Origin of the sequence: Streptomyces griseoloalbus (assembly GCA_014650015.1) — a bacterium.
Lineage (GTDB): Bacteria > Actinomycetota > Actinomycetes > Streptomycetales > Streptomycetaceae > Streptomyces > Streptomyces griseoloalbus.
On sequence record BMUD01000004.1, the window covers coordinates 62,915 to 87,506 of the forward strand.

At 72.2% G+C, this 24,592-nt stretch carries 19 protein-coding genes; 9 read left to right on the forward strand and 10 right to left on the reverse strand.

Annotated features, from left to right (window positions below; genetic code table 11):
• Positions 1-245: 245 nt before the first annotated feature.
• Entirely contained in the window at positions 246-2,819 is a 2,574-nt protein-coding gene (locus tag IE178_RS07420; protein ID WP_438874353.1) for a discoidin domain-containing protein, read from the forward strand.
• Positions 2,820-2,843: 24 nt separating this feature from the next.
• On the opposite strand, the gene IE178_RS07425 is transcribed toward IE178_RS07420, so the two are convergent.
• Positions 2,844-3,068: a hypothetical protein gene (locus IE178_RS07425; protein ID WP_184762789.1), complete on the reverse strand. Its 225-nt coding sequence runs from the start codon at positions 3,066-3,068 to the stop codon at positions 2,844-2,846.
• 177 nt (positions 3,069-3,245) lie between these two features.
• Here IE178_RS07425 and IE178_RS07430 point away from each other — a divergent pair, with 177 nt between their 5' ends.
• Positions 3,246-3,719: a carboxymuconolactone decarboxylase family protein gene (locus tag IE178_RS07430; RefSeq protein ID WP_184762788.1), complete on the forward strand. Its 474-nt coding sequence runs from the start codon at positions 3,246-3,248 to the stop codon at positions 3,717-3,719.
• A 56-nt stretch (positions 3,720-3,775) separates the two neighbouring features.
• Here IE178_RS07430 and msrA read toward each other — a convergent pair whose 3' ends face one another.
• Positions 3,776-4,288: a peptide-methionine (S)-S-oxide reductase MsrA gene (gene msrA, locus IE178_RS07435; RefSeq protein ID WP_184762787.1), complete on the reverse strand. Its 513-nt coding sequence runs from the start codon at positions 4,286-4,288 to the stop codon at positions 3,776-3,778.
• Positions 4,289-4,770: 482 nt separating this feature from the next.
• Here msrA and IE178_RS07440 point away from each other — a divergent pair, with 482 nt between their 5' ends.
• On the forward strand, positions 4,771-7,449 hold the full coding sequence (locus IE178_RS07440) for a SpoIIE family protein phosphatase (RefSeq protein ID WP_193511682.1): 2,679 nt from the start codon (positions 4,771-4,773) through the stop codon (positions 7,447-7,449).
• A 25-nt stretch (positions 7,450-7,474) separates the two neighbouring features.
• Here IE178_RS07440 and IE178_RS07445 read toward each other — a convergent pair whose 3' ends face one another.
• From IE178_RS07445 to IE178_RS07470, 6 genes are all read right to left on the reverse strand, one after another.
• Positions 7,475-7,918, reverse strand: coding sequence for an ATP-binding protein (locus tag IE178_RS07445; RefSeq protein ID WP_193511683.1), 444 nt, complete (start codon positions 7,916-7,918; stop codon positions 7,475-7,477).
• 114 nt (positions 7,919-8,032) lie between these two features.
• Complete coding sequence (locus IE178_RS07450) at positions 8,033-9,229, reverse strand: carboxylate-amine ligase (RefSeq protein WP_193511684.1); 1,197 nt, start codon at positions 9,227-9,229, stop codon at positions 8,033-8,035.
• Positions 9,230-9,536: 307 nt separating this feature from the next.
• Positions 9,537-9,875 (reverse strand): STAS domain-containing protein, encoded by a 339-nt coding sequence (locus IE178_RS07455; protein ID WP_184762783.1) that lies wholly within the window; start codon positions 9,873-9,875, stop codon positions 9,537-9,539.
• A complete protein-coding gene (locus IE178_RS07460; RefSeq protein WP_193511685.1) occupies positions 9,872-11,152 on the reverse strand; it encodes a PP2C family protein-serine/threonine phosphatase in 1,281 nt (426 codons plus the stop codon). Before IE178_RS07460 ends, IE178_RS07455 begins: the two co-directional genes overlap by 4 nt.
• Positions 11,149-11,955, reverse strand: a complete 807-nt coding sequence (locus tag IE178_RS07465) for an alpha/beta fold hydrolase (RefSeq protein ID WP_193511686.1) — start codon at positions 11,953-11,955, stop codon at positions 11,149-11,151. Before IE178_RS07465 ends, IE178_RS07460 begins: the two co-directional genes overlap by 4 nt.
• Positions 11,956-12,086: 131 nt before the next feature.
• Positions 12,087-12,992, reverse strand: coding sequence for an NAD(P)-dependent oxidoreductase (locus IE178_RS07470; RefSeq protein ID WP_193511687.1), 906 nt, complete (start codon positions 12,990-12,992; stop codon positions 12,087-12,089).
• 121 nt (positions 12,993-13,113) lie between these two features.
• On the opposite strand from IE178_RS07470, the gene IE178_RS07475 reads away from it, so the two are divergent.
• Positions 13,114-13,731: a TetR/AcrR family transcriptional regulator gene (locus IE178_RS07475; RefSeq protein ID WP_193511688.1), complete on the forward strand. Its 618-nt coding sequence runs from the start codon at positions 13,114-13,116 to the stop codon at positions 13,729-13,731.
• Positions 13,732-13,799: 68 nt separating this feature from the next.
• Positions 13,800-15,698 (forward strand): molecular chaperone HtpG, encoded by a 1,899-nt coding sequence (gene htpG / locus IE178_RS07480; RefSeq protein WP_193511689.1) that lies wholly within the window; start codon positions 13,800-13,802, stop codon positions 15,696-15,698.
• A 253-nt stretch (positions 15,699-15,951) separates the two neighbouring features.
• Here htpG and IE178_RS07485 read toward each other — a convergent pair whose 3' ends face one another.
• Complete coding sequence (locus tag IE178_RS07485; RefSeq protein WP_193511690.1) at positions 15,952-17,037, reverse strand: GNAT family N-acetyltransferase; 1,086 nt, start codon at positions 17,035-17,037, stop codon at positions 15,952-15,954.
• 778 nt (positions 17,038-17,815) lie between these two features.
• Here IE178_RS07485 and IE178_RS07490 point away from each other — a divergent pair.
• A complete protein-coding gene (locus tag IE178_RS07490) occupies positions 17,816-19,126 on the forward strand; it encodes a cation:proton antiporter (protein ID WP_193511691.1) in 1,311 nt (436 codons plus the stop codon).
• Between the two features lie 27 nt (positions 19,127-19,153).
• Here the strand turns inward: IE178_RS07490 and IE178_RS07495 are convergent, their stop codons facing one another.
• Positions 19,154-20,980 (reverse strand): RICIN domain-containing protein, encoded by a 1,827-nt coding sequence (locus IE178_RS07495; protein ID WP_193511864.1) that lies wholly within the window; start codon positions 20,978-20,980, stop codon positions 19,154-19,156.
• A gap of 347 nt (positions 20,981-21,327) precedes the next feature.
• Here IE178_RS07495 and IE178_RS07500 point away from each other — a divergent pair, with 347 nt between their 5' ends.
• The 3 genes from IE178_RS07500 to IE178_RS07510 all read left to right on the forward strand — a co-directional run bounded on the left by IE178_RS07500 (position 21,328) and on the right by IE178_RS07510 (position 24,419).
• Positions 21,328-21,990, forward strand: a complete 663-nt coding sequence (locus IE178_RS07500; protein ID WP_318279895.1) for a TetR/AcrR family transcriptional regulator — start codon at positions 21,328-21,330, stop codon at positions 21,988-21,990.
• A 73-nt stretch (positions 21,991-22,063) separates the two neighbouring features.
• Entirely contained in the window at positions 22,064-22,993 is a 930-nt protein-coding gene (locus IE178_RS07505) for a hypothetical protein (RefSeq protein WP_193511692.1), read from the forward strand.
• A 250-nt stretch (positions 22,994-23,243) separates the two neighbouring features.
• Positions 23,244-24,419: an alpha-lytic protease prodomain-containing protein gene (locus IE178_RS07510; RefSeq protein WP_184762775.1), complete on the forward strand. Its 1,176-nt coding sequence runs from the start codon at positions 23,244-23,246 to the stop codon at positions 24,417-24,419.
• The last annotated feature ends 173 nt before the right edge of the window (positions 24,420-24,592 follow it).

The window sequence follows — 24,592 nt, forward strand, 5'->3', positions numbered from 1 at the left end:
ATGTGGCCCGGGGCGCCGCCCGGCGACGGACACTCGCTCACCCATTTACGTCCAGGGGCTTGCCCGCACAATGTCTCACCACTTAAATCAAACCCTGAACTAAGCACGCGCGCAGCCGTGTACGCCGTCCGGCATGCCCTCACGCACAGAGAGCCGTGCCCTCGCACCACCCGCCGCGCGGACAGCTCGGCCTGCGCGCCCGCGGGCTCGCCCGCATCCCGACCGCACCAGCAGAAAGCTGACGCATGAGACACATGAAGCAGTGGGGTCGCCTCAGACGCGGAGCCTCGGTCGCGGCGTTCGCCGCCACGGCGGCGCTCGTCACCCTGCCCTCCGCCCAGACCCCGGCCACGGCGGCCGAAACCCCCTTGTCCCAGGGCCGGCCGGCCACCGCCTCGTCGACCGAGAACGCCGCAACGCCCGCGAGCAGCGCCGTGGACGGCGACACGGGCACCCGGTGGTCGTCGGCCGCGAGCGACGACCAGTGGGTGCAGGTCGACCTCGGCGCCACGGCGTCCGTCTCCCGGGTCGTCCTCGACTGGGAGGCCGCCTTCGGCAAGGACTACAAGATCCAGCTCTCGCAGGACGGCAGCAGCTGGGCCGACGCCAGGACCGTGACCGGGAGCGACGGCGGCGTCGACACGGTGGACGTGTCGGGGCAGGCCCGCTACGTCCGGATGCAGGGCGTGGACCGGGCCACCGCATGGGGCTACTCCCTGTGGGAGTTCCAGGTCTTCGGCACCAGCGGGGGCAACCCGCCCGCCGCCTGCGGCACGGCCGACTCCGCCCAGGGCAAGCCCGCTTCCGCGTCCTCCACGGAGAACGCGGGCACCCCCGCCTCCGCCGCCTTCGACGGTGACACCGGCACCCGCTGGTCGAGTCAGGCCTCGGACCCGCAGTGGGTGCGGGTCGACCTGGGCACGGTGCAGGAACTGTGCGAGGTGGACCTGAACTGGGAGGCCGCCTACGCCAAGGACTTCCGGATCGAGGCCTCCACCGACGGCCAAAACTGGACCACGCTCGAGTCCGTCACCGGCGCGACCGGCGGCCGGGCCTCCTACGAGGTGGCCGGCTCGGGCCGGTACGTCCGCGTCCTCGGCACGGCCCGCGCCACGAGCTACGGCTACTCCCTGTGGGAGGTCGCCGTGCACACCACCTCGGGCGGCACCGGTCCGATCGAGGGCGGCGGCGACCTGGGGCCGAACGTCATCGTCGTGGACCCGTCGACTCCGGGCCTCCAGCAGAAGTTCGACCAGGTCTTCGCCCGGCAGGAGACGGCCCAGTTCGGCAGCGGGCGCTACCAGTTCCTGCTGAAGCCGGGCACGTACGACAACATCAACGCCCAACTCGGCTTCTACACCTCCGTCTCCGGGCTGGGCCTCAACCCCGACGACGTCCAGATCAACGGCGACATCACCGTGGACGCCGGCTGGTTCAACGGCAACGCCACACAGAACTTCTGGCGTTCGGCGGAGAACCTCGCCCTCAACCCCGTCAACGGCACCGACCGGTGGGCGGTCGCACAGGCCGCTCCGTTCCGCCGGATCCACGTCAAGGGCGGCCTCAACCTCGCCCCGAGCGGCTATGGCTGGGCCTCCGGCGGGTACATCGCCGACTCGAAGATCGACGGCACCGTCGGTCCGTACTCCCAGCAGCAGTGGTACACCCGTGACAGTTCGGTCGGCGGCTGGACCAACGGCGTGTGGAACATGACGTTCACGGGCGTCCAGGGCGCTCCGGCGACCAACTTCGAGACCGGCCCGTACACCACGTTCGACACGACACCGATCTCCCGTGAGAAGCCGTTCCTCTACCTGGACGGCAACGACTACAAGGTGTTCGTGCCCGCCAAGCGCACCCACTCCCGCGGCGTGTCCTGGCCCGCCAACACGGGCGGCACCTCGCTGCCGCTCGACCGGTTCTACGTGGTCAAGCCCGGCGCCACGGCCGCGACCATCAACGCCGCGCTCGACCAGGGCCTCAACCTGCTGTTCACGCCCGGCGTGTACCACATCGACCGGACCATCGAGGTCGACCGGGCCGACACCGTGGTGCTCGGCCTCGGTCTGGCCACGATCATCCCGGACGGTGGCATCGACGCCATGCACGTGGCCGACGTCGACGGTGTCCGGCTCGCCGGATTCCTGATCGACGCGGGACCGCAGAACTCGGACACGCTGCTGCGCATCGGCCCGGCCGGCGCGTCCGCCGACCACTCCGCCAACCCGACCACCATGCAGGACGTCTTCATCCGCATCGGCGGGGCGGGCCCCGGCCTGGCCACCGACTCGGTCGTGGTCAACAGCGACGACGTGCTCATCGACCACACCTGGATCTGGCGCGCCGACCACGGCGAGGGCGTGGGCTGGGAGACCAACCGCGCCGACTACGGCCTGCGCGTCAACGGCGACGACGTGCTCACCACGGGCCTGTTCGTCGAGCACTTCAACAAGTACGACGTGGTCTGGAGCGGTGAACGCGGCCGCACGATCTTCTTCCAGAACGAGAAGGCGTACGACGCCCCCGACGAGGCCGCCATCACCCATGACGGCATCGTCGGATACGCGGCCTACAAGGTCGCCGACTCGGTGAACGAACACGAGGCCTGGGCGCTCGGCAGCTACTGCAACTACACGTCCGACGACACCATCGTGCAGCACCACGGGTTCCAGGTGCCGGTGAAGCCCGGCATCAGGATGCGGCACCTGCAGGTGATCTCGCTCGGCGGCAAGGGGCAGTACCGCCACGTCATCAACGACACGGGCTCCCCCACGTCGGGGACGGACACCATCCCGTCCAAGGTCACCCAGTTCCCCTGAGCGTGACAGAGCCCCGCGCCGGAATCAGAACAACTGCCCCTGCTCCGCGGGGGCGGTCCGGCGCGGGGCACGGCGCGGGCCGGGGGTCCGCACCGGGCTCTCCTCACCGAACAGCGGCGCCGTGCCATACTCGTCCGGCTCGGCCGGCACCACGACGGGGCCGGTGCCCACGTTGAGGCACAGCGGGGCCTCGCGGTCGAAATCACCGGGCGTCATGTCCGTCCAATCGCGTTCCCGACGCTCACTCACCGACGCTCCGCTCCCCGTTCACACGGCCAGGTTATCGGTCGTCCGGCGCCCCGCGAGCGACACGGCGCACAGCCCCGTCCGACAGAGAGACGTACGTCACACTCGCATCGCTGTCACACATCGGGGAGCCGGTCCGTCAGTGCTGTGCAACCCGCACAGATGACCAAGGAGATCCTCATGAACGCGCGTGTCAACCTGTTCGGCAACCCCCTCGCGGCCAAGGTGTTCAAGCACATCAACTCGGCGGGCAAGGCGGTGACGGACTCCGGGCTGCCGGCCACCACGCAGGAGCTGGTGAAGATCCGTGCCAGCCAGATCAACGGCTGCGGTTTCTGCACCGACATGCACACCAAGGACGCGGCCGCCGCCGGGGAGACCTCGGTCCGCCTCCATCTGGTCGCCGCCTGGCGGGAGGCCACGGTCTTCACCGAGGCGGAGCGCGCCGCGCTGGAGCTGACGGAGCAGGGCACCCGGATCGCCGACGCGGCCGGCGGCGTGAGTGACGAGGCCTGGGCCGACGCCGCCAAGCACTACGACGAGGACCAGCTCATCGCCCTGATCTCCCTGATCGCCGTCACCAACGCCTACAACCGCGTCAACGTCATCAACCAGCAGCCGGCGGGCGACTACCAGCCCGGCCAGTTCGGCTGACCGACGCCCGCTTTGCCCCCGGCCCGGGTGGGCCGGGGGCAAAGCGGGGCGCCGGGTCAGGCCTGCGCGCGCTTCGGCAGACGCCAGCCGGGGCGCACGAAGTGGCAGGTGTAGCCGTCCGGGTAGCGCTGGAGGTAGTCCTGGTGCTCCGGCTCGGCCTCCCAGAAGGGCCCGGCCGGTGCGACCTCGGTCACCACCTCGCCCGGCCACAGCCCGGACGCGTTGACGTCGGCGATCGTGTCCTCGGCGACGCGCTTCTGCTCGTCGTCGAGGTAGAAGATGGCGGAGCGGTAGCTCAGCCCGATGTCGTTGCCCTGCCGGTTCTTCGTGGTCGGGTCGTGGATCTGGAAGAAGTACTCCAGGATCGTCCGGTAGTCGGTCACGGCGGGGTCGTAGGTGATCTCGATCGACTCGGCGTGGGTCCCGTGGTCGCGGTAGGTCGCGTGGGACACGTCACCGCCGCTGTACCCCACCCGCGTGGTCAGCACGCCCGGGAACGTCCGGATCAGCTCCTGCATGCCCCAGAAGCAGCCGCCCGCGAGCAGCGCCCTCGCCTCGGTCCTCGTCATCTCGTCTCGCCCTTCTCCCAGGTGTCCTGCGGCGTTCATCAGTGAGAACCCCGTCGCGAACATCATTGTTCCGCCCGCCCGGCCGCCGGCCGGCAGGGGCTGGACAGTCCGGCGCCGTGCCGGCGTGAGGCGGCCGTGCTGTCCCTGCCCGGAGACACGGATGTGCCCGCCGCCGCGCCCGTCGCGGTGGACTCGACGGCGCGCCACCGCGACCACCCGTCCCTGCCGATGTCCCCCGCTGCCCGGGGCGGTACGGCTCGCGACAAAGGCTCCGACGAGCGGGCCGAACGGCTCGCCCGGCAGTCGGCGCGCCTCCACCGGGTACGGCCTGTCCCTCGAACCGCCCAGTGGCGACCGGTCGAGTGCGCTGGTCCATCGGGTACGCGGACCGCAGGCCGCGCGGGACCGGCGGCGCGCGTGGCCGCCGGGGCGGCCGTTGCGACCGTTCGCGCACGTCCGAGCGGCGATGCTAGAAAAGTGTCATGGCCGGTTTCCTCGGCCGCCTCCGCCCGGTGGTGACCACGCGCCCCGTCGCCCACCAGGTGTTCGCCCTGCAAGTGGTGATCGTGCTCCTCCTCGCTCTCGCCGCCGCGGCGGCCCTGGTGCTGCAGGCGCGCGCCGACACCGAGCGCGAGGCCCGTAACCGGGCCCTCGCCGTGGCGCAGTCCTTCTCCCAGGCGCCGGGCGTCCGGACCGCGCTGAGGGGTGAGGATCCCAGCGCGGTGCTGCAACCGCGGGCCGAGGCGGCGCGCAGGGCGTCGGGGGTGGACTTCATCGTCGTGATGACCCCGCGGGGCACCCGCTACACCCACCCCGATCCGGCTCAGATCGGCCGGCGCTACATCGGCACCATCGGTCCCGCGTCGCACGGTGGCACCGTCATGGAGACCGTCACGGGCACGCTGGGGCCGTCCACGCGGGCCGTGGTGCCGGTCAAGGACCCGGACGGCACCGTGATCGGGCTGGTCGCCGCCGGCATCACACTGGACCGCGTGAGGGAGACCGCGAATCGTCAGGTGCCCCTCCTGCTCAGCGCCACGGGCGTCGCCCTCGGTCTGTCCGTCCTGGGAACGGGCCTGGTCAGCAGGCGGTTGCGGCAGCAGACGCACGGGTTGGAACCGGCCGAGATGACCCGTATGTACGAGCATCACGACGCCGTGCTGCACGCGGTGCGCGAGGGCGTACTGATCGTCGGCGGTGACGGCCGGCTGGCCCTGGCGAACGACGAGGCCCGCAGGCTGCTCGACCTGCCCCCGGACGCGGAGGGACGTACCGCGACCGCCAACGGCGTCGACCCCGACCTGGCCCGGCTGCTCGCCGAGGGACGCGAGGCCACCGACGAGGTGTACACCGCCCGGGGCCGGCTCCTGGCCGTGAGCCAGCGTCCGACCGGCCGGGACGGCGGGCCCGCCGTCGTGACACTGCGGGACACCACCGAGCTCCAGGCCCTCGCGGGCCGGGCCGACGTGGCCCGGCAGCGTCTGCGGCTGCTCTACGACGCCGGCCTGCGCATCGGCAGCCGCCTCGACGTCGTGTACACCTCGCAGGAACTGGCCGACTTCGCCGTGCCACGGTTCGCCGACTACGTCGCCGTCGATCTCGCCGAGCCCGTACTGAGCGGAGAGGAGCCCACGCGGGGCGACCCGGTGCTGCGCCGGGTCGCGTTCAGCGGCATCCGGGACGACACCCCGTTCCTGCCGCTCGGTGAGCTGATCCGCTTCTCCCCCGCCACCCCCCAGGGCGCCGGTTTCCGTTCCGGCGAGTCGGTCCTGGAATCCGACATGGCCGACTTCGCCGGCTGGCACGAGCCGGATCCCGAGCGGGCCCGGAAGGTCGTCGCGTCCGGTACCCATTCGATGATCACGGTGCCGCTGCGCGCCCGCGGTGTCGTCCTGGGCGTCGCCTCGTTCTACCGCTCACGCAAGCCCGAACCGTTCGAGGCGGACGACGTGGCGCTCGGCGAGGAGCTGGTGGCCCGCGCCGCGGTGAGCATCGACAACGCACGTCGCTACACCCGCGAACACGCCATGGCGGCCACGCTGCAACGCAGCCTGCTCCCCCGCGCGCTGCCGCAGCAGAACGCGCTCGACGTCGCCCACCGCTATCTGCCCGCGCAGGCGGGTCGCGGCGGGGTCGGCGGCGACTGGTTCGACGTCATTCCGCTTCCCGGGGCCAGGGTGGCGCTCGTGGTGGGTGACGTGGTCGGCCACGGGCTGCACGCCGCCGCCACCATGGGACGACTGCGTACGGCGGTGCACAACTTCTCCACCCTCGACCTGCCCCCCGACGAACTGCTGTGGCACCTGGACGACCTCGTCACCCGGATCGACCAGGACGAGAGCGGGGAGGTCGAGACCGCGCCGGTGACCGGAGCCACCTGCCTCTACGTCGTCTACGACCCGTCGACCCGCTGGTGCACCCTGGCCCGCGCCGGGCATCTCCCGCCGGCCGTCGTCCATCCGGACGGGAGGGCCGAGTTCATCGACGTACCCGCCGGCCCACCGCTCGGTCTCGGCGGTCTCCCCTTCGAGACCGCCGAGCTGCGGTTGCCGCCCGGCAGCAGTCTGGTGCTGTACACCGACGGGCTGGTGGAGGACCGCCACCGCGACATCGACGAGGGACTGGAACTGCTGCGGCGGGCGCTGACCGACTCGGCCGGTGCCCCGGAGGAGGCGTGCGACACCGTGCTGCGGGCGCTGCTGCCCGAGCGTCCCCGCGACGACGTCGCGCTGCTGATCGCCCGTACGCGCGCGCTGGGCGACGACCACACCGCCGCGTGGGACGTCCCCTCCGACCCGTCCGCCGTCGGCGGGGTGCGCTCGGCGGTCACCCGGGCGATGGCCGGCTGGGGCCTGGAGGAGGAGTCCTTCGTCACGGAGCTGATCATCAGCGAGCTGGTCACCAACGCCATCCGGCACGCCTCGCCGCCCATCCACGTACGGCTCATCCGCGACCGCGCCCTCATCTGCGAGGTGTCCGACGGCAGCAGCACCTCCCCGCACCTGCGCCGGGCGGCCGCCACGGACGAGGGCGGACGCGGCCTGTTCCTCGTCGCCCGGTTCGCCGAACGGTGGGGCACGCGGTACACGGCGAACGGCAAGGTCATCTGGACGGAACAGCCCCTGCCGGTCCGGCACCGGGCAGCCGGGGACGGTGAGTGAGCCGGCGCCTCCCCGGACCGGAGAATCAGGCGGACAGGGAGATTCGGGCGGTGATGCTCTTGCCTGCCGACTCCTGCCGTACGTCCAGGGCCTGGGCGACGGCCATCACGATCTCCAGCCCGTGCTGGCCCACTCGGCCCGGGTCCGCGTCCCGGGCCACCGGTGGCGCGGGGTTGCCGTCCCGGACGACGATCTCGACGGCGTCGCCGGCGACCCGCAGGTCCAATCCGACGGGACCCGGCGCGTACTTACGGGCGTTGGTGACCAGCTCGCTGACGACGAGCTGGGTGACCTCCAGCGCTCGTGTCGACACCGGCAGGCCGTCCTCCGACCGCACCCGGGCCAGGAACTCGGCGGCGAGATGGCGGGCCTGGGCTATCCAGGCGCCGTCACCCTCCAGGGCGTACGAAGCCCGCAGCCGCGGTGCGCCTGGCACCGTGTCCCCCTCGTCGACTGGAACTGGTTCCATCCGGTCCGCCCTCACTCACCGATCACACCGCGCGACTACCCGCTTCGCTCCCCCGCACGCCACTGAAGTGTGACAGGTACCTCAGACATCGCGGTGCCGCGGTCGGCAGCCCGATCAGCCCGCCGTGCCGGGGGCCGCGGGTGTATGGACTCCCGGGTGGGCCCGGGCGGTTCCCGGTGGGGTGACGGGACGCCGGTGGCGGGGCGCGCGGGCGCCGGGCGCCGGAGGGCCGCCCCGGGTCTCGGCGGCCAGCATGGCGATGCCCGCGCGCAGGTCCTCGTCCCGGGCGGCCCGCCGCAGCCGGTGCGCCGCGCTCCCGGTCAGGAGGACCTCTTCGAGCAGCGTGTGTACGGTGCCGTAGTCACCGGACGCCTCCAGCGCCGGGCGCAGCCGGTGCAGCATCCCGCGCAGCACCACGGGGGCCGGGGCCGGGCGGCGGGTCCGTGGATCGACGAGCTCTCCTTCGAGGCCGGAGCGCGCCGCGCGCCAGGCGGCGGCCCGCAGCCACTCGTGGTGTCCGTCGCACCGCGGCCTCTCCCCCCGCTCCAGACGGTCGCGGACGTCGCGGACCAGCGCTCGGAACAGTCCGGCGACCAGCACCACGGTCTCGGCCCGCGGACACGCGTCGCAGATGCGCAGTTCCAGCGTGCGCTGGTGGGCCGACGGCCGGACGTCCTGGTACAGCATCCCGGTGTCGGTGATGACGCCCGAGCCGATCAGGTCGTCCACGGCGGCGTCGTACTCGGCGGCGCTCCCGTAGCAGCCGGCGGGGCCGGCGGTCGGCCAGCGCTGCCACAGCATGGTGCGCCAGCTGGCGTACCCGGTGTCCGCGCCCAGCCAGAACGGTGAACTGGCCGACAGCGCCAGCAGCGGCGGCAGCCAGGGCGACAGCGGGCACATGGCGCGCACCGCGGTGTCCCGGTCCGGTACGTCGACGTGTATCTGCGCGCTGCAGATGAGCTGTTCGTCGGCGACCCGGCGGTAGTCGTCGGCCATGTGCCGGTAGCGGGGTTCCGGAGTGACGTCGCGGGAGGTGACGCCGGCCAGCGGGACGGTGCCCGCGGCCACGGGCGCCAGGCCGAGCGGGGCGGCGGCCGAGTCGAGCCGGCGCCGGGCTTCGGACAGGTCCGCGTGGAGAGCGTCGAGGGTGTCGTGCACCTGGCTGTTGTGTTCCACCACCGACTGCTGCAGCTCACGGGTGAACCGGGATCCGCCGAGCCGTTCGAGCAGGGGGCCGGCACAGGGCACGAGCCGGCCGCTCTGCACGTCCACGACGTGGAACTCTTCCTCGGCCCCGATACGCACCGTCACCGCCGGCCCCTTGCCCGTAGCCCTGCGCCGTCCTCCGCCGGCCGTCGGATCACCGGCGGCGTATGCGGGCGTTCCGGGTGCCCCGGACTTCCCGGGGCACGCCTTCGGATCGCGGCCCTGCCCCGAGTGGGCGGTGGGGTGTTCCGGGGCGGGGGCACCCGTCGCCCGCGGCATCAGTGCGCGGCCCGCTCCTGCGTGGGGCGGGAGATGCCCAGGCCAGGACCGCTCCCGCGAGACAGCAGACCGGTGAGGACTGCGGCGGTGTGGACCCCGTCGCGGACGGCCTGCCTCCCGTCGGGCCTCACCCTCAGCGGTCGGTGAGCAGCGCCACGGTGTCCCGGATGTCGAATACCTGATCGAGGCCGGTCAGGTGCAGCAGGCGCCTCATGTTGGCCGTCACGGCCACCAGGACCACCTCGCCCCCGGCCGACACGACCTGGTTGCGGACGGCGATCAGCGCGGTGAAGCCGCTCGAGTCGCAGAACTCGAGCTTGCTCAGATCCATCGCCAGGAGCCGGCCGGGCGGGAGAGCCGTTTCCTGGGCGCTGTGGCGCAACTGCTGCGCGTTGGTGTGGTCGAGGTCGCCGGCGACCTCGAGGACGAGGCCGGCGGGCGCGTGCGACGCGGTGATCGTCAAGGACTTCATGCGCGGTCTCGGGATCCGGTGTCGGTGCGGGCGGGAAGACCGACGGCGAGCAGGGCGGTGTCGTCGTCGAGTCCGTCACCGAAGCCGCTCAGCAGTTCCGTCAGGGCGTCGATCACACGGTGCGGGCCCGAGGGAGCGAGGCTGGCGGCGAAGGACGCCAGTGCCTCGTAGCCGTACAGCTCCCGGTGGGGGCCGATCCGGGCCTCGGTGAGGCCGTCGGTGTACAGCAACAGCGTGTCGCCCGGACGCAGGGTGACGCGGACCTGGACGAACTGCGCCCCGGGGAGGGCTCCCACGAGCATGCCGCCGGGGGTGGAGAGGTACTCCACGCCGCCGTCCCCGCGCAGGACCAGCGCCGGAGGATGGCCGCCGGAGGCCAGCCGGACGTTCAGGGTGTCCCCCGCCCGTTCCAGGACGCCGGCCACGGCGGTGCAGTACCGCGGATCGTCGCCGGTGTACCGGTCCAGCAGGGCCGTGTTGAGGTCGCGCAGGTTGGTGACGGGATCGGGGTCGTGGAGTGCCGCGGCGCGCAGGGTGTAGCGGGTGAGGGAGGTCAGCGCGGCGGCCTGCGGTCCCTTGCCGCACACGTCGCCGAGGAAGAAGGCGAATCGGTCGTCGCCGTCCAGCGGGAAGAGATCGTAGAAGTCGCCGCCCAGCTGGAATGGTGAGGCCGTGTGGTAGTGGCCGGCCGTCTCCACGCCGGGGATGTCGGGCAGGGTCGCCGGCAGCAGGCTCTGCTGGAGTACGGCCAGCGCCTCGCGCAGCCGCTCGCGGTCGGCCTCGGCCTGTTTGCGGGCCTCGTCCGCGGCGCGGCGGGCGCGCAGCAGTTCCTGTTCGTAGGCGCGCCGGTCGGTGGCGTCGAAGACGGTGGTCCTGATCAGCAGGGGTTCGCCGTCGTCGGTCTTCTTCACCGTCGAGGTGATCAGGACCGGCAGCCGGGAGCCCTGCGCGGTGCGCATCTCCAGTGCGATGCCGCCGAGGTGTCCCTGCATGCGCAGCAGGGGGGCGAAGTGCGTCTCGTGGTAGAGCCTGCCGCCGACCGTGAGCAGGTCGCTGAAGCGCATCCGGCCCACGACCTCGTCGCGGGAGAGACCGAGCCAGTTCAGCAGGGTCGCGTTGACCTTGGCGACGGTGCCGTCCATCAGGGTGGACAGGTAGCCGCAGGGGGCCGACTCGTACAGGTCCTCAGCGGAGTCCTCCAGCAGGGCGCTGAAGGCCGCGCGGGTGCTGGGCACCCCCCTGCCCGGCCCGTCGGAACCACCGGTCGGTGGGCTCATCGGTCGAGGTCTGCAACGAACGCGGAGATCGCCGACGCGGTGGCCTCGGGGGCGCTCAGCTGGGGGCAGTGGCCGGTGGCGGCCAGGGTGACCAGTTCACTGCCGGGTATCGCGGAGTGGACGTACGCGCCGACCTCCGGGGGTGCGATGGCGTCCTGCTCGCACTCCAGGATCAGCGTGGGCACGGTCACCCCCGCGAGGTCCTTGCGGCTGTCGGACAGGAACGTCGTGCGCGCGAAGACCCGGGCGATGTCCGGGTCGGTGGCGCAGAAGCTGTTGGTGAGTTCCTCGCCCAGCTCGGGCCGGTCCGGGTTGCCCATGATCACCGGGGCCATGGTCGCCGACCAGCCCAGGTAGTTCGACTCCAGCGACTCCAGGAGCTCGTCGATGTCCTCCGCGCTGAAGCCGCCGCGGTAGCCGTCCTCGTCGATGTAGTACGGCGACGGGCACACCATGACCAGCGAGCCGATCCGTTCCGGGGCGGCGGCCCCGGCCAGCACGCCGGCCATCGCGCTCACGGAGTGGCCGACCAGCACGGCGTCCCGCAGGTCGAGCTCCTCGCAGACCTCCACGACGTCACGGGCATAGCCGTCGAGGGAGGAGTAGCGCTCCTCCCGCCAGGCCGACACATCGGAGCGGCCGGCGCCCACGTAGTCGAAGAGCACTACCCGGAAGTCCTTGGCGAGGGCGGGCTCGACCAGACGCCACATGTTCTGGTCACAGCCGAATCCGTGCGCCAGGACAATCGTGCGGCCGGAGCTGCGCCCGGTCACACGGATGTTGTTCCTGCGATGAATGCTCATTCACCCATGCTCGCACGACGGACGGGAAACCCGGCCGGATGGCCGGATTCCGGACGATCCGCGCGACGGACCTCACGACCGGTCGTCACCGGCGGGGGGACTTCGGGCCGGTCGTCACCGGCGGAGGGACCTCACGGCCGGTCGTCCGCCGGGACGCCGGGGTGTGTGCCGTCGGTCCTGGCCTCCAGTGCGCGCAGGACGGCCACCATGTCCTCGCCCCCGTGGCCGGTCGCCACGGTCTCGTCGAAGAGGGCGTGGCAGACGTCGAGGAGCGGGGAGGCCAGGCCGGCCTCGCGGGCGGCCCGCGCGATCAGGCGGTTGTTCTTCAGTACGTCCGTGGCCGCGGCCTGGACCGAGAAGTCACGGGCGAGCAGCTTGGGCGCCTTCATGCGCGAGACGGCGCTGGCCATCGGGCCCGCGTCCAGGACGTCCAGGAAGCGGGCGCGGTCGAGCCCATGCCGGTCGGCGAAGTGGAACGCCTCGGTCAGCCCGGTGACCTGGGTGATCAGGAACAGGTTCACCAAGAGCTTCATCAGCAGGGCGTTCGGAACCGGGCCGCAGTCGAACGCCTCACGGCACAGGGGGGCGAGCAGGGGCCGTACGGCCGTGACGGCGGTGGCGTCGCCGGCCAGCATCGCGACCAGTTGCCCCTGCTCCGCAGGCACCCGGGAGCCGGAGACCGGTGCCTCGACGTACGCACCGCCCGCGTCACGGACGGCGGCCTCCAGGGCGGCCGAGTACTCCGGCGACGTGGTGCCCATGTGGACGACGGTGTGCCCGGCGACCCGGGTGGCGAAGTCCGGGGTGCCGCGGCCCAGCACCGCGTCTACGGCGTCCTCGTCGGCGAGCACGAGGATCACGGTGCCGGCCCGGTCGAAGACCTCCGCCGCGCTCCCGGCGACCTCGGCACCGGCGGCGCTCAGGGGTGCGCACCGGGCGGGGGTGCGGTTCCAGACGACGAGGGGCGTTCCGGCGCGGGCGAGGTTGAGCGCCATGGGCCGGCCCATGACGCCGAGTCCGATGAAACCCACGTGCACGCCGCACCGCCGTTTCCGGGCCGCGCCGAGGCGCCCCTGCCTATGACCGTCGTCATAGTAGCGGCTGTCATGACGGCGGTCATAGGGTGAGCGGGAGCATCACGAGGGCGGGAGGCCGGGGATGGCGGTGTCCGAACGCGGGCCCCGGGAGCGGATGGTCTTCAGCGCGGCCCAGCTGATCCGGCGCGACGGGGTCGCCGCGACGGGGATGCGTGAGGTGGCCGCGCACGCCGAGGCGCCACGCGGTTCGCTCCAGCACTACTTCCCGGGCGGCAAGGAGCAGCTGGTCAACGAGGCGGTGGGCTGGGCGGGCCGGTACGCGGGCGACCGCGTGGCCCGCTTCCTGGCCGCGCTGCCGCAGCCGACGCCCGGCGGGCTGTTCGCCGAGATGGTCCGGCAGTGGACCGACGAGTACGAGTCCGCCGGCTTCGGCGGCGGCTGTCCCGTGGCCGCCGCCACGGTGGACCGCGCGGGGTCCGCCGAGTCGACGCGTGCGGCCGCGTCCGCCGCCTTCGACCGGTGGACGGGGGCGGTGGCCCGGGCGCTGTCGGACATGGGCGTCCCCGCCGAACGGGCCGAGCCGCTCGCCACGCTCATGATCAGTTCCCTCGAAGGGGCGATCCTCCTCGCCCGCGCCGAGCGGGACGTACGCGCCCTGACGACGGTGTCCCGCGAACTCGGCCCCCTCCTGGACGCGGCGGTGAGCAGCACCGACTTCGGGCAGGTCGCCGAGGGGTGACGGCGTGTTGACTAAAGTGGGCGCGCCAGTACCCGGCCATCCATGGACCAGTGAGGTAATCGCGAACCATGCCGACCGAAACGTTTGAGTTCCAGGTAGAGGCCCGTCAGCTGCTCCAGCTGATGATCCACTCGGTCTACTCGAACAAGGACGTCTTCCTTCGTGAACTCGTCTCCAACGCCTCCGACGCGCTCGACAAGCTGCGTCTGGCCGCGCTGCGGGACGACACGCTCGACGCCGACGTCTCCGACCTGCACATCGAGCTGGAGATCGACAAGGACGCCCGTACCCTGACCGTGCGGGACAACGGCATCGGGATGTCGTACGACGAGGTCGGGCAGCTCATCGGCACGATCGCCAACTCGGGCACCGCCGAGTTCCTGCGGGAGCTGCGGGAGGCACAGGACACGGCCGGGGCGGAGGGGCTGATCGGCCAGTTCGGCGTCGGCTTCTACTCGGGCTTCATGGTCGCGGACGAGGTCACCCTGCTCACCCGGCGCGCGGGAGAGCAGCGGGGCACGCGCTGGACCTCGCGCGGCGAGGGCACGTACACGCTCGACGCGGTCGACGACGCACCGCAGGGCACCTCGGTCACGCTGCACCTCAAGCCGGCCGACCCGGACAACCAGCTGCACGACTACACCTCGGTGTGGACGATCAAGGAGATCGTCAAGCGCTACTCGGACTTCATCACCTGGCCCATCAGGCTCGTCGGGGAGGCGGGCGAGGACGACGAGGCGGCCGGGCCCGAGACGCTGAACTCGATGAAGGCGCTGTGGGCGCGCTCGCGCGACGAGGTGTCCGACGAGGAGTACCACGAGCTCTACAAGCACATCAGCCACGACTGGCGGGACCCGCTGGAGACCATCCAGCTGCAGGCCGAGGGCACCTTCGAGTACCAGGCCCTGCTGTTCGTCCCGTCGCACGCCCCGCACGACCTGTTCAACCAGAACTTCAAGCGCGGCCTGCAGCTGTACGTGAAGCGCGTCTTCATCATGGACGACTGCGAGGAACTGCTGCCGCCCTACCTGCGCTTCGTCAAGGGCGTCGTCGACGCGCAGGACCTCTCGCTGAACGTGTCCCGCGAGATCCTCCAGCAGGACCGGCACATCCGGATGATGCAGCGCCGGCTCACGAAGAAGGTGCTGTCCTCGGTCAAGAGCATGATGACCGGCGACGCCGAGCGGTACGCCACGTTCTGGCGGGAGTTCGGGGCGGTGCTGAAGGAGGGGCTGGTCACCGACCCCGACAACCGTGACGCCGTCCTCGCGGTGACGTCGTTCGCGACCACGCACGGCGACGACGGGACGGTCACGCTGAAGCAGTACGTGGAGCGGATGCCGGACGGACAGGACGACATCTACTACATCACCGGCGAGTCCCGGGAGAGCATCGACAACTCCCCGCACATGGAGGCGTTCCGGGAGCGGGGCATCGAGGTGCTGCTGCTCACCGACCCCGTGGACGAGGTGTGGGTCGACGCCGTGGGCGAGTACGAGGGCAAGCGGCTGCGGTCGATCACCAAGGGCGAGATCGACCTCGCCGCGCGCGGGGACGACACGAGCGAGGACGACCGGGAGAAGCGGGCCGAGGAGTACGCGGGGCTGCTCGGCTGGATGCGGGAGCGGCTGGAGGAGGACATCAAGGAGGTGCGTCTGTCGACCCGTCTGACGGTGTCCCCGGCCTGTCTCGTCGCCGACGCGAACGACCTCACGCCGGCGCTGGAGAACATGTACCGGGCCATGGGCCAGGAGGTGCCGCGCACCAAGCGCATCCTCGAACTCAACCCGGACCACGTGCTGGTGAAGGGTTTGAACGAGGCGTACGGGGAGCGCGAGGACCGCTCGGACCTCAGCGAGACCGCCGAACTCCTGTACTCCCTGGCCGTGTTGGCGGAGGGTGGGCGGCCGAAGGACCCGGCACGCTTCGTGCAGCTGATGGCCGACCGCCTGGAGCGCACCCTGTGAGGTGACGGCGCGGCAGGCCGTGATCAGACGCGAGCCGGCTCGGCGCGCCCCGGCCGGCCGGCCGCCCTGAGGCGTCGGCCGCGGCGGGTCGGGCCCCAGGGCCGGAGGATCGGGATCACCGTCATGAAGAGGTAGGCGGACAGCGAGACGGCCGGTCCGAAGAAGACGTCGCCTCCGTCGGGCAGGGGATGCCCGGCGGAGACGGCCGCCGCGCGGGAGTAACCCCGCGTACCGACGTCGGCGTACGGCGGGGTCAGTGGTCGCGGAGCCGGCCCAGCTGTGTGAGGGTGCGCCGGGCCGCGTCGGCGAGCCGGGGGTGGCCGCGCACGAAGCGGCGGGCGGCCCTGGCCGGCTCCCGGCCCAGGCGGTACGCGGCCCCGCCCGGACCCGGGCGCACCACGGCGCCCTCGTACACGGGGAGTTCGCGGGTCTTGAGCGAGTCCTTGTACCGGGCGGGCCCGCTGCCCAGGTCGACCATGCGGATCCCGTCGGCCGCCGCCGCCTCGAGCATCCGCAACTGCAGCACCAGCCCCGGTGAGTACCTGCCGTGGTCGCGGTCGTACGCCGGGAACCACCAGGACAGTACGGTGGCCGAGCGCAGGCCGAAGTGGGCTGCCACGGGGCGGCCGTCTGCGTACAGCACGGAGAGCAGTCCCCGGCACTCGGGGTCGTCGCCGTGTGCGAGCAGGTCCACCAGCCCGGTGATCCACTGCTGCGCGAACCGGTCCCGTCGGCCGGTCCGCCGGTACTGGGCGGATTTCCAGCGCATCAGCGCCCGCAGCGCCTCCGGGTCCCGGGCGTCGTACACGAACCGCACCTCGCCGATCTGCCGGGCGAGCCTGCGTTCCCTGGCCAGGATCTGCTTGAGGAATCCCGGGGAACGGGCGCGCAGCCCGTCGAGGTAGTGCTCGTATCCCTCGTCGAGGTCGATCACCGGGTCGGCGAGCTCCTCGAGGGTGTGCGGGAGGAAGAGGTCCTGGCCGGCCTCCAGGTTGTCGAACTCCCACGACGAGAGCGCACAGGCGGCGAGCAGGGTGCGCGGGTCGAGCCGGATGCCGGGACGCAGCACGGCTCCCTGGCTGTCCGACACTCCCAGCCCGATGGCCCGGCCCTGCCCCAGCGGCCCCTTCTCGTACGGGAAGAATCCGACCGGTGTGCCGTCGTCCTGTAAGACGGCCACCCTGGCTCCAGGACTGACCTGTCCGACGGCCGTGGTGAACACGGGGTCGAGAAACGGGTTCTCCGGTGCGCCGGACTCCGCGCGCAGATGTCTCCATACCTTGTGCTCGCTCGGGCCCAGCTCGTCCGGCCGCACCACGAGAATGCGCTTTCTCTCCATGTGTGCCTCCTGTGTCGTCATGGTTTCGGGACACGAGAAGGCCTGCTCGTCACTGTGGACCGGCTCGGGGAGCTCACGGAGGACACCCCGGGGGGCAGTACCCGGCCGCACGGCGCAGGCCCTGGGCGGTACTGCCGTCGCTCAGCAGCGGAACGTCTGCAGGTCGGTGGCGCGGAGGGCCGGGTCGCCCGGTCCCCGGCCCTGTGGCGGACCGGCCGGGTACGGGTGGGGAGCGGATCGCCGTGGTGCGGTCGACGGAGTGGGGGTGCCGGCGGTCGGGTGAGCGGTCCCGGCCGCCCCGGAGGCCCTCGGTGAGCGTGCGAGAGGGCGGTGGAGCGAGGCGCCGTCGCCACCGGGGCGGGGCTCTGCGACGCCTTCACGCGCCGCGTCGGCCGGCTCGTCGTGCTGCGCCACCGCGGGGTGACTCTCCGGGTGCCGGTCCGCCGCGAGTGCCGGGGAGCACAGGTGCAGCAGGAGCATCGACGCCAGCAGGACGACTGCCGCTGCCCATCGAGACCGCACCGGTCACCCTTTCGACGTGCGTCCGGCGGGGGTGGGAACACCGGGTGAGTACCGGACGGGCCCCCACTCCTGTGCGCCCGGCACGTCCTCCAGTAGCGCCGAGCGCGTCCCGCCCCGTCAAGCCCTCCGCGTCGCAACGCCGCGCACTTGCGTCCGCATCGGCCGCAGTGCTCCACCGGAGCCCCGTCCCTCACGCCACGGGGTCACCGTTCGGCCGGACGGCGTGCCGACGGCCGACCGCGGGCACATGTGATCGGTGATCTCCCCTGACTTTCTCTTCACTCTGCTCGGGGTCGGCGCCCTCGGCGCGGCCGTACTGCCCCGCCTGGTGGCCCGCAGACCGCTGTCACTGCCTCTGGTGTTCCTCGTCTGCGGGGTCGGTCTCCATCTGGTGCGGGTGCCGTTGCCCGAGATCGACCCGGTGTCGGGCCGGGCGTGGGTGGAGCACGTCACCGAGATCTGTGTGCTCGTCTCGCTGATGGGCGCCGGTCTCGCCCTGAACCGGCCCTTCGGCCGCCGCGGCTGGCGGGGCACCTGGCGGCAGCTGGGCGTCACCATGCCGCTGACCATCGCGGCGGTGGGCGGTCTCGCCTGGGGCGTGCTGGGCTGGCCGGCGGCCGCGGCGCTGCTGCTGGCGGCCGTGCTCGCGCCGACCGATCCGGTGCTCGCCTCGGAGGTGCGGGTGGGTGCGCCCACCGACTCCGAGCACGACGAGGACGAGGTGCGTTTCACGCTGACCAGCGAGGCCGGGCTGAACGACGGCCTCGCCTTCCCCTTCGTCCTGGCCGCCGTCGCGCTCGCCACCGCCGCGGGCGGCCGGGTGACCGGCGGCGGGATCGCCCACTGGGCCCTGGTCGACGTGGGCTACAAGTGCGCGGTGGGCGTGTGCGCGGGTCTCACCGTCGGCGCGCTGCTCGGCTGGCTGTTCTTCCGCGCGGAGTGGCGGACGATGCGGCTGTCGGAGCACCGGGAGGGATTCGTCGCCATCGGCGCCACCTTCCTCGCCTACGGGGTGACGGAGCTGCTGCACGGCTACGGCTTCCTGGCGGTGTTCGTCACCGCCTGCCGGATCCGCGCGGCGGAGCGCGCTCACGGCTTTCACACGGTGCTGCACGATTTCGTGGAGCAGGTGGAGCGGCTGCTGACCGCCGCCCTGCTGTTCCTGCTCGGTGTGTTCGTCGCCCAGGGCGGGCTGGCGTCGCTGACCTGGCAGGACGCGCTCGTGGGTCTGCTGCTGCTGTTGGTGGTGCGGCCGCTGACCGCGTGGGTCGCTCAGCTCGGTACCTCCGCCGGTCCCCGGGAGCGCCTGGTGATCGCCTTCTTCGGGATCCGCGGCATCGGCTCGCTGTTCTACCTGGCCCACGCGCTCGGCCACGCCGGCTTCGACGTCCCGGCCGAGCGGCTGTGGGCGGTGGTGACCTTCACGGTGCTGGCGTCCGTCGTCCTGCACGGGGTGAGTGCCACCCCCGTCATCTCGCGCCTCGACCGGCTGCGGCTGCGCCGGGCCCGGGTGGACCGTGCGGGGCCGGAGCCGGACGAGGACGAGGTGGCGGGCAAGCGGCTGTGAGCCGCGCCGCCCGGCGGACGCCGTGGTTCAGCCGGTGAGGGCGAAGGTCTGGGCGGCCGAGCCGGAGCAGGGCTGCTGGGACAGGCGCGCCCCGTTGGCGGTGGAGGCGTTGTCGACGGTCAGGCACTTGCCGCTGTGGCGGGCGACGAAGCGGTGGTGTCCGGCGGTGCCGGTGCTCTCGGCGCGCCACTGCTGATTGGTGCCGCCCACGTACTCCCACAGGTGGACGTCGGTGCCGTCGGCGGTGGCGCCGGGGCCGCCGTCGACGTCCCAGGCCTTGCCGTTGTGCCGGTTGACGACCTGGTAGTGACCGCCGTCGGTGGGCCGGAACTGCCAGTACTGGTTGGCGCCCGTACCGCAGGCCCACTGCTGCAGCGCGGTGCCGTTCGCGGTGCCCCAGTCGGCGGCGTCGAGGCAGGCACCGCTGCCCTCGTCGACGACCCGGTACCAGGCGCCCGGGTCGATCGGGCCGGCCGGGGTGCCGGTGCCGCTCCAGGTGAAGGTGGCGACGGCACCGGCGGGCAGGGTGTGGGTGAGGGACTTGCCGTTGTCGGTGAGGGAGAACCGCTGGGCGCTGCCGGCGGTGTTGACGACGTAGGCGGCGCGGGAGCCGTCGGGGTTCTGGAAGGCGACGTTCTGCACGCCTCCGGCGCCCTGGCTGGTGGAGCCGATGCGGGTCGCGCCGGGCTTGACGAACTTGCTGAGGTGGCCCAGCACGTAGTACTCGGCGTTGCGGGTGACGTTGCCCCCGGCGATCTCGACGACGCCGTTGCAGCGGTTGGTGCAGTGGCCCTGGTGGGGGCCGCCGTTCTGGTCGAGGGCGAGGTTCCAGTTGATCACTGTCTCGCCGCCGCCCCGCATGTTCTGCACGACGAGGTTCTCGGCGTGCCAGCGCAGGGTGTCGCCGAAGGTGGCGGCGGTGTCGGCGCTGTCGGTGCCCGAGCACTCGGTGAAGAAGACCCGCTTCCCGGCGTTCACGATCTGCTGCTGGGCACCGACCTGGCCGCCGTAGCAGTGGAAGGCGGCGCCGATGACACGGCTGATGCCAGGGGTGCGGGAGAAGACGTCGAGGGGGTAGTCCGGGTGGTCCCAGTTGTGGTCGTAGGCCAGGATGTTGGTGGGCAGCCCGGCCGCGGTCAGCTTGGGGTCGAGGACCTTGAGGAAGTCCGCCTGCTGGGCGGAGGTCATCGACGTCGACGGGTAACTGGTGGCGAACTCCGGCTCGTTCTGCACCGTGAGGTCGGTGAGGGTGATGCCCTCCTGCGCGTACGCCTTGATCGCCTTGACCAGGTAGTCGGCGTACGCCCCGTAGTGCTCGGGCTTGAGGCTGCCGCCGTTGAGGGAGTTCTGGGACTTCATCCACGCGGGCGGTGACCAGGGCGAGCCCATGAACCGGATCGCCGGGTTGACGGCGGTGGCCTGCTTGAGGACGGGGATGATCTCGGCCCGGTCCCGGTCGATGGAGAACCGGCCGGGGGTGTCCTCGTAGGAGTAGGGGTCGTTCGTGGCGTCGAAGTCGGTGCTGCCGAGCGGCTGACGCAGGTAGTTGAGTCCGATGCCGTCGCCGGCGGTGGAGAACAGCGACCGCATCAGCTCGCCGCGCCGATCCTGCGGCAGGCTCTGGATGAGGCGGGCGGAGGCGCCGGTGACGGAGGCGCCGGCGCCGGTGAACCGCTGGCTCTTGCTGCCCGCGTCGACACGGATGTCGATGGACTGCGGACTGCCGTCGAACGGGACGCTGCCCTCCGCGGTGAGCTTCTTGGCGCCGTCGGGGGTGGTGACCCACACCTGGGCGACGGGGTCGGCGGCCTGGGCGGTCCCGGCCCCGGTGAGACCGAGCCCGGCGGCGGCCAGGCCGAGGGCGAGGGCGGCGGCCCCGGCTCTTCGCGGACGGGGGCGGCTGGTGGTGCGGGGCGACCCGGATGACAGGGATGACACGGTGCGGCTCTCCTTCGTCGGGTGACGCGTGGGGTACGCCGGCCGGTCGTCGGGGCAGCGCGGGTGGGCCCGGAGGGTGAGTGCGGTGCGCGAGGCCCCGGGTGCCGGGCGTCCCTTCGGTCCGTGGCGGCGGCGTTCCGTCGGAATGACGGCGCCATGAAAGCACACCCACTAAGTGGTTAGTAAGTGGCATGCATCACATGAGAAGAGGGGTGAGTGAAGATCACCGACGCCGGGAGCGACCCGGCCGTAAGCTGTCGCAGGTGAGTGACCAGTCGGTGGGCCGGCCCGCCCGCAGGACCAAGACCGAGCCCCGCACGCCCCGCAGTCCGGAGGCCCGGCAGCGGCAGCGGGACATCCTGCACATCGCGATGGACACCTTCGCGGCACGCGGCTACAACAACGCCTCACTCGCGGAGATCGCCGAGCGCGCGGGGCTGACCCAGGCCGGCGTCCTGCACTACTTCCGGTCCAAGGCGCTGCTGCTCACCAGCGTCCTCGAACTGCGCGACCGGACCGACATCGAGCAGCTCGGGTCCGACCGCCCGCAGGGGCTCGCCTTCCTGCGCCATCTGGTCGACACCGCCCACCGCAACGCCGAACGCGAGGGCATCGTGCGGCTCTACGCCGTCCTGTCGGCGGAGTCCGTCACCGACGACCATCCCGCGCAGAGGTACTTCCGCGATCGGTACACCGGACTGCGCGCCTTCGTCACCGACGCGCTGATGGAGTCGTGCGGCCTGCCGGAGTCCGACCGGGGGCGGGCGCACGACGCGGCGAACGCGGTCATCGCCGTCATGGACGGCCTGCAGGTCCAGTGGCTGCTGGCCCCGGACTCCGTGGACATGGCCGCCTCTACGGACCTGGTCATCACCTCACTGCTGACCGGCCTGGCCCCGGACCGGTTCGCCCGTTCCGGCGACTGAGGTCCTGCTGCGGCTCTTCGCGGCAGGCCCCGCCGATGTGCGAGGTCGTCGCGCCCGGTGGACGCTGGGGATCATGCGGCGCAACGAGGTGCGGGACGGCGGGGCAGGCGATGTGGAGGCGGCCCTCGACGAGCTGTACGCGCTGCCGCCCTCGGACTTCGTCGCCCGCCGTGAGGAACTGGCCGCTGCCGCCAGGACCGCCAAGCGGGCCGACGACGCCCGCCGTATCCGCGCCGCCCGACGGCCCACGCTCGCGGCCTGGGCGGCGAACCTGCTCCGGCGCTCCCGGCCCGACGAGGCGGAGCGGTTCCTGGAGCTGGGACGGGCGCTGCGCGAGGCCTACGCCGCCCTGGACCCGAGCGGGTTGAAGGAGCTGTCCGCGCAGCGGCGGCGTATCGTCTCCGAGCTGTCCCGGCAGGCCGCGGGTCTGGCACGGGAGGCCGGACACCCGCTGTCGGACGCGGTGCGGCGGGACGTCGAGACGACCCTGCGGGCCGTGCTCGCCGATCCGGAGGCGGCCGGCCTGTGGGCCGGCGGCCGGGTGGAGAGCACGCTCACGCCTCCGTCGGAGTTTCCTTCGGACACGTCCGGAGCGCAGGACACGGCGCGAAAGGCGCCCCGCGCGCCGGCTCGTACGCCGTCGGCCCCGGCGCGGGAGAAGGACGAGCTAGCGCAGCGGCGGGCCGAGCGGCAGCAGCGCCTCGCCCGGGCCCGGGAGGCGGCCCGGGAGGCCGAGGAAAGGCTCCGTGACCGGCGTACGGAGCGGGAGGACGCCGATGCCGCGCTGGAGCGGGCGCGCGGGCAACACCGGGAGGCCGAGCAGCGGGTATCGGCCGCCGAGAACCAACTCCGGGACGCACGGGCGGAGTTGGAGCGGGCGAAGCGGGAGCACGGGGAGGCGGAGGAACGGGGCCGGTCGGCCGCGGCGGCCCTCTCCCGGGCAGAGCGGGACGCGGAGGGAGCCGCTCGGCAGGTGGAGCGGGCGGCGAAGGGTACGGAGTGAGCGGCAGGCCCCGCCGACCGTGTTCTCCCACCGGCTGACGACTCCCCTTCTCCGGACAGCGCTCACGCCTCCCTTCCTCCCGACAGCGCCGACGACTCCCTTTCTCCCGGCAGCGCCCCGGAATTGAGCGCCACATTGGCATAGACCTGACACTGTCGGCTCGCTAAGCTCTGCTCGATCCGGTGAGAGCGCTCTCACACCGCGGTTGTTCCACCCCCACTTTGCTGGAACGACGAAGGGCACACCTTCCATGAGACGCACCAGAATCACGCAGGCCGGTGTGGCCGCCCTGCTCATGATCGGCAGCTGGACGGCGGCCGGCACTCTGCCGGCCTCGGCGCAGGACGCCCCCGACTCCCCCGCCGCCCGGGCCGCCGACTCCGCTCCCGCCTCCGACGGCCTGATGGCGGCCATGCAGCGGGACTTCGGCCTGACCCGCGCCGAGGCGGAGGACCGCCTCGCCGCCGAACGCGAGGCCACCGACCTCGCCCCCGAGGCACGCAGGACCGCCGGACCCGCTTACGGCGGGTCCTGGTTCGACGCCAAGAGCGAGAAGCTGACCGTGGCCGTGACCGAGGACGCCGACGCCTCGACGGTGCGGGCCCTGCGCGCGTCCGGGGCGGCCGTCCGCACCGTCGAGCACAGCGCACGGCAGCTCGACGCGGCCAAGTCCCGCATCGACCGCCTCGACGCACCCTCGGGCGTCACCAGCTGGTCCGTGGACCCGACCGCCAACACGGTCGTCGTGAACGTCGTCGAGAACCAGAAGACTGACAACGATGTCCGCACGTTCGTGACCAAGGCCCGCGAGGCCGGTCCGGTCACCGTGCGGACCGTAGGGGCGCAGGCGGAGACCTTCGCCGCCGGAACGGTGGGCGGCGACCCTTACTACACCGGCAACGTCCGCTGCTCCATAGGCTTCTCGGTGCACGGCGGCTTCGTCACCGCCGGGCACTGCGGCGGGGTCGGCAGCCAGGTCAGGGGCTGGGACGGCTCGTACATCGGCAACTTCCAGGGCTCCTCGTTCCCGGAGAACGACTACGCCTGGGTCAACGTGGGCAGCGGCTGGTGGACGGTGCCGGTGGTGCTCGGCTGGGGCACGGTCTCGGACCAGCTGGTGCGCGGCTCGGCGGAGGCTCCGATCGGCGCCTCGATCTGCCGCTCCGGCTCCACGACCCACTGGCACTGCGGCAACGTGCTGGCCAAGAACGAGACGGTCAACTACAGCCAGGGCGCGGTGCGCCAGATGACCAAGACGAGCGTCTGCGCCGAACCCGGTGACTCGGGCGGCTCGTTCATCAGCGGCGACCAGGCGCAGGGCGTCACCTCCGGCGGCTGGGGCAACTGCTCCGGCGGAGGCGAAACCTGGCACCAGCCGATCAACGAGATCCTCAACCGTTACGGGCTGACGCTGCACACGGCCTGACCGGACACACCGACAGCTAGCGGGCCCCGCCGGACGACCGGCGGGGCCCGCTCCTCCGTGCGCGGCACGGCTCGCCACCGCACGGCTCGGCCCCCCAATAGTTACCGGGCCGTAACTTACCGAGGAGTTACCACCGGTAAGTATGCGCTGCTAGTTTCCGGTTGCACTGTCCT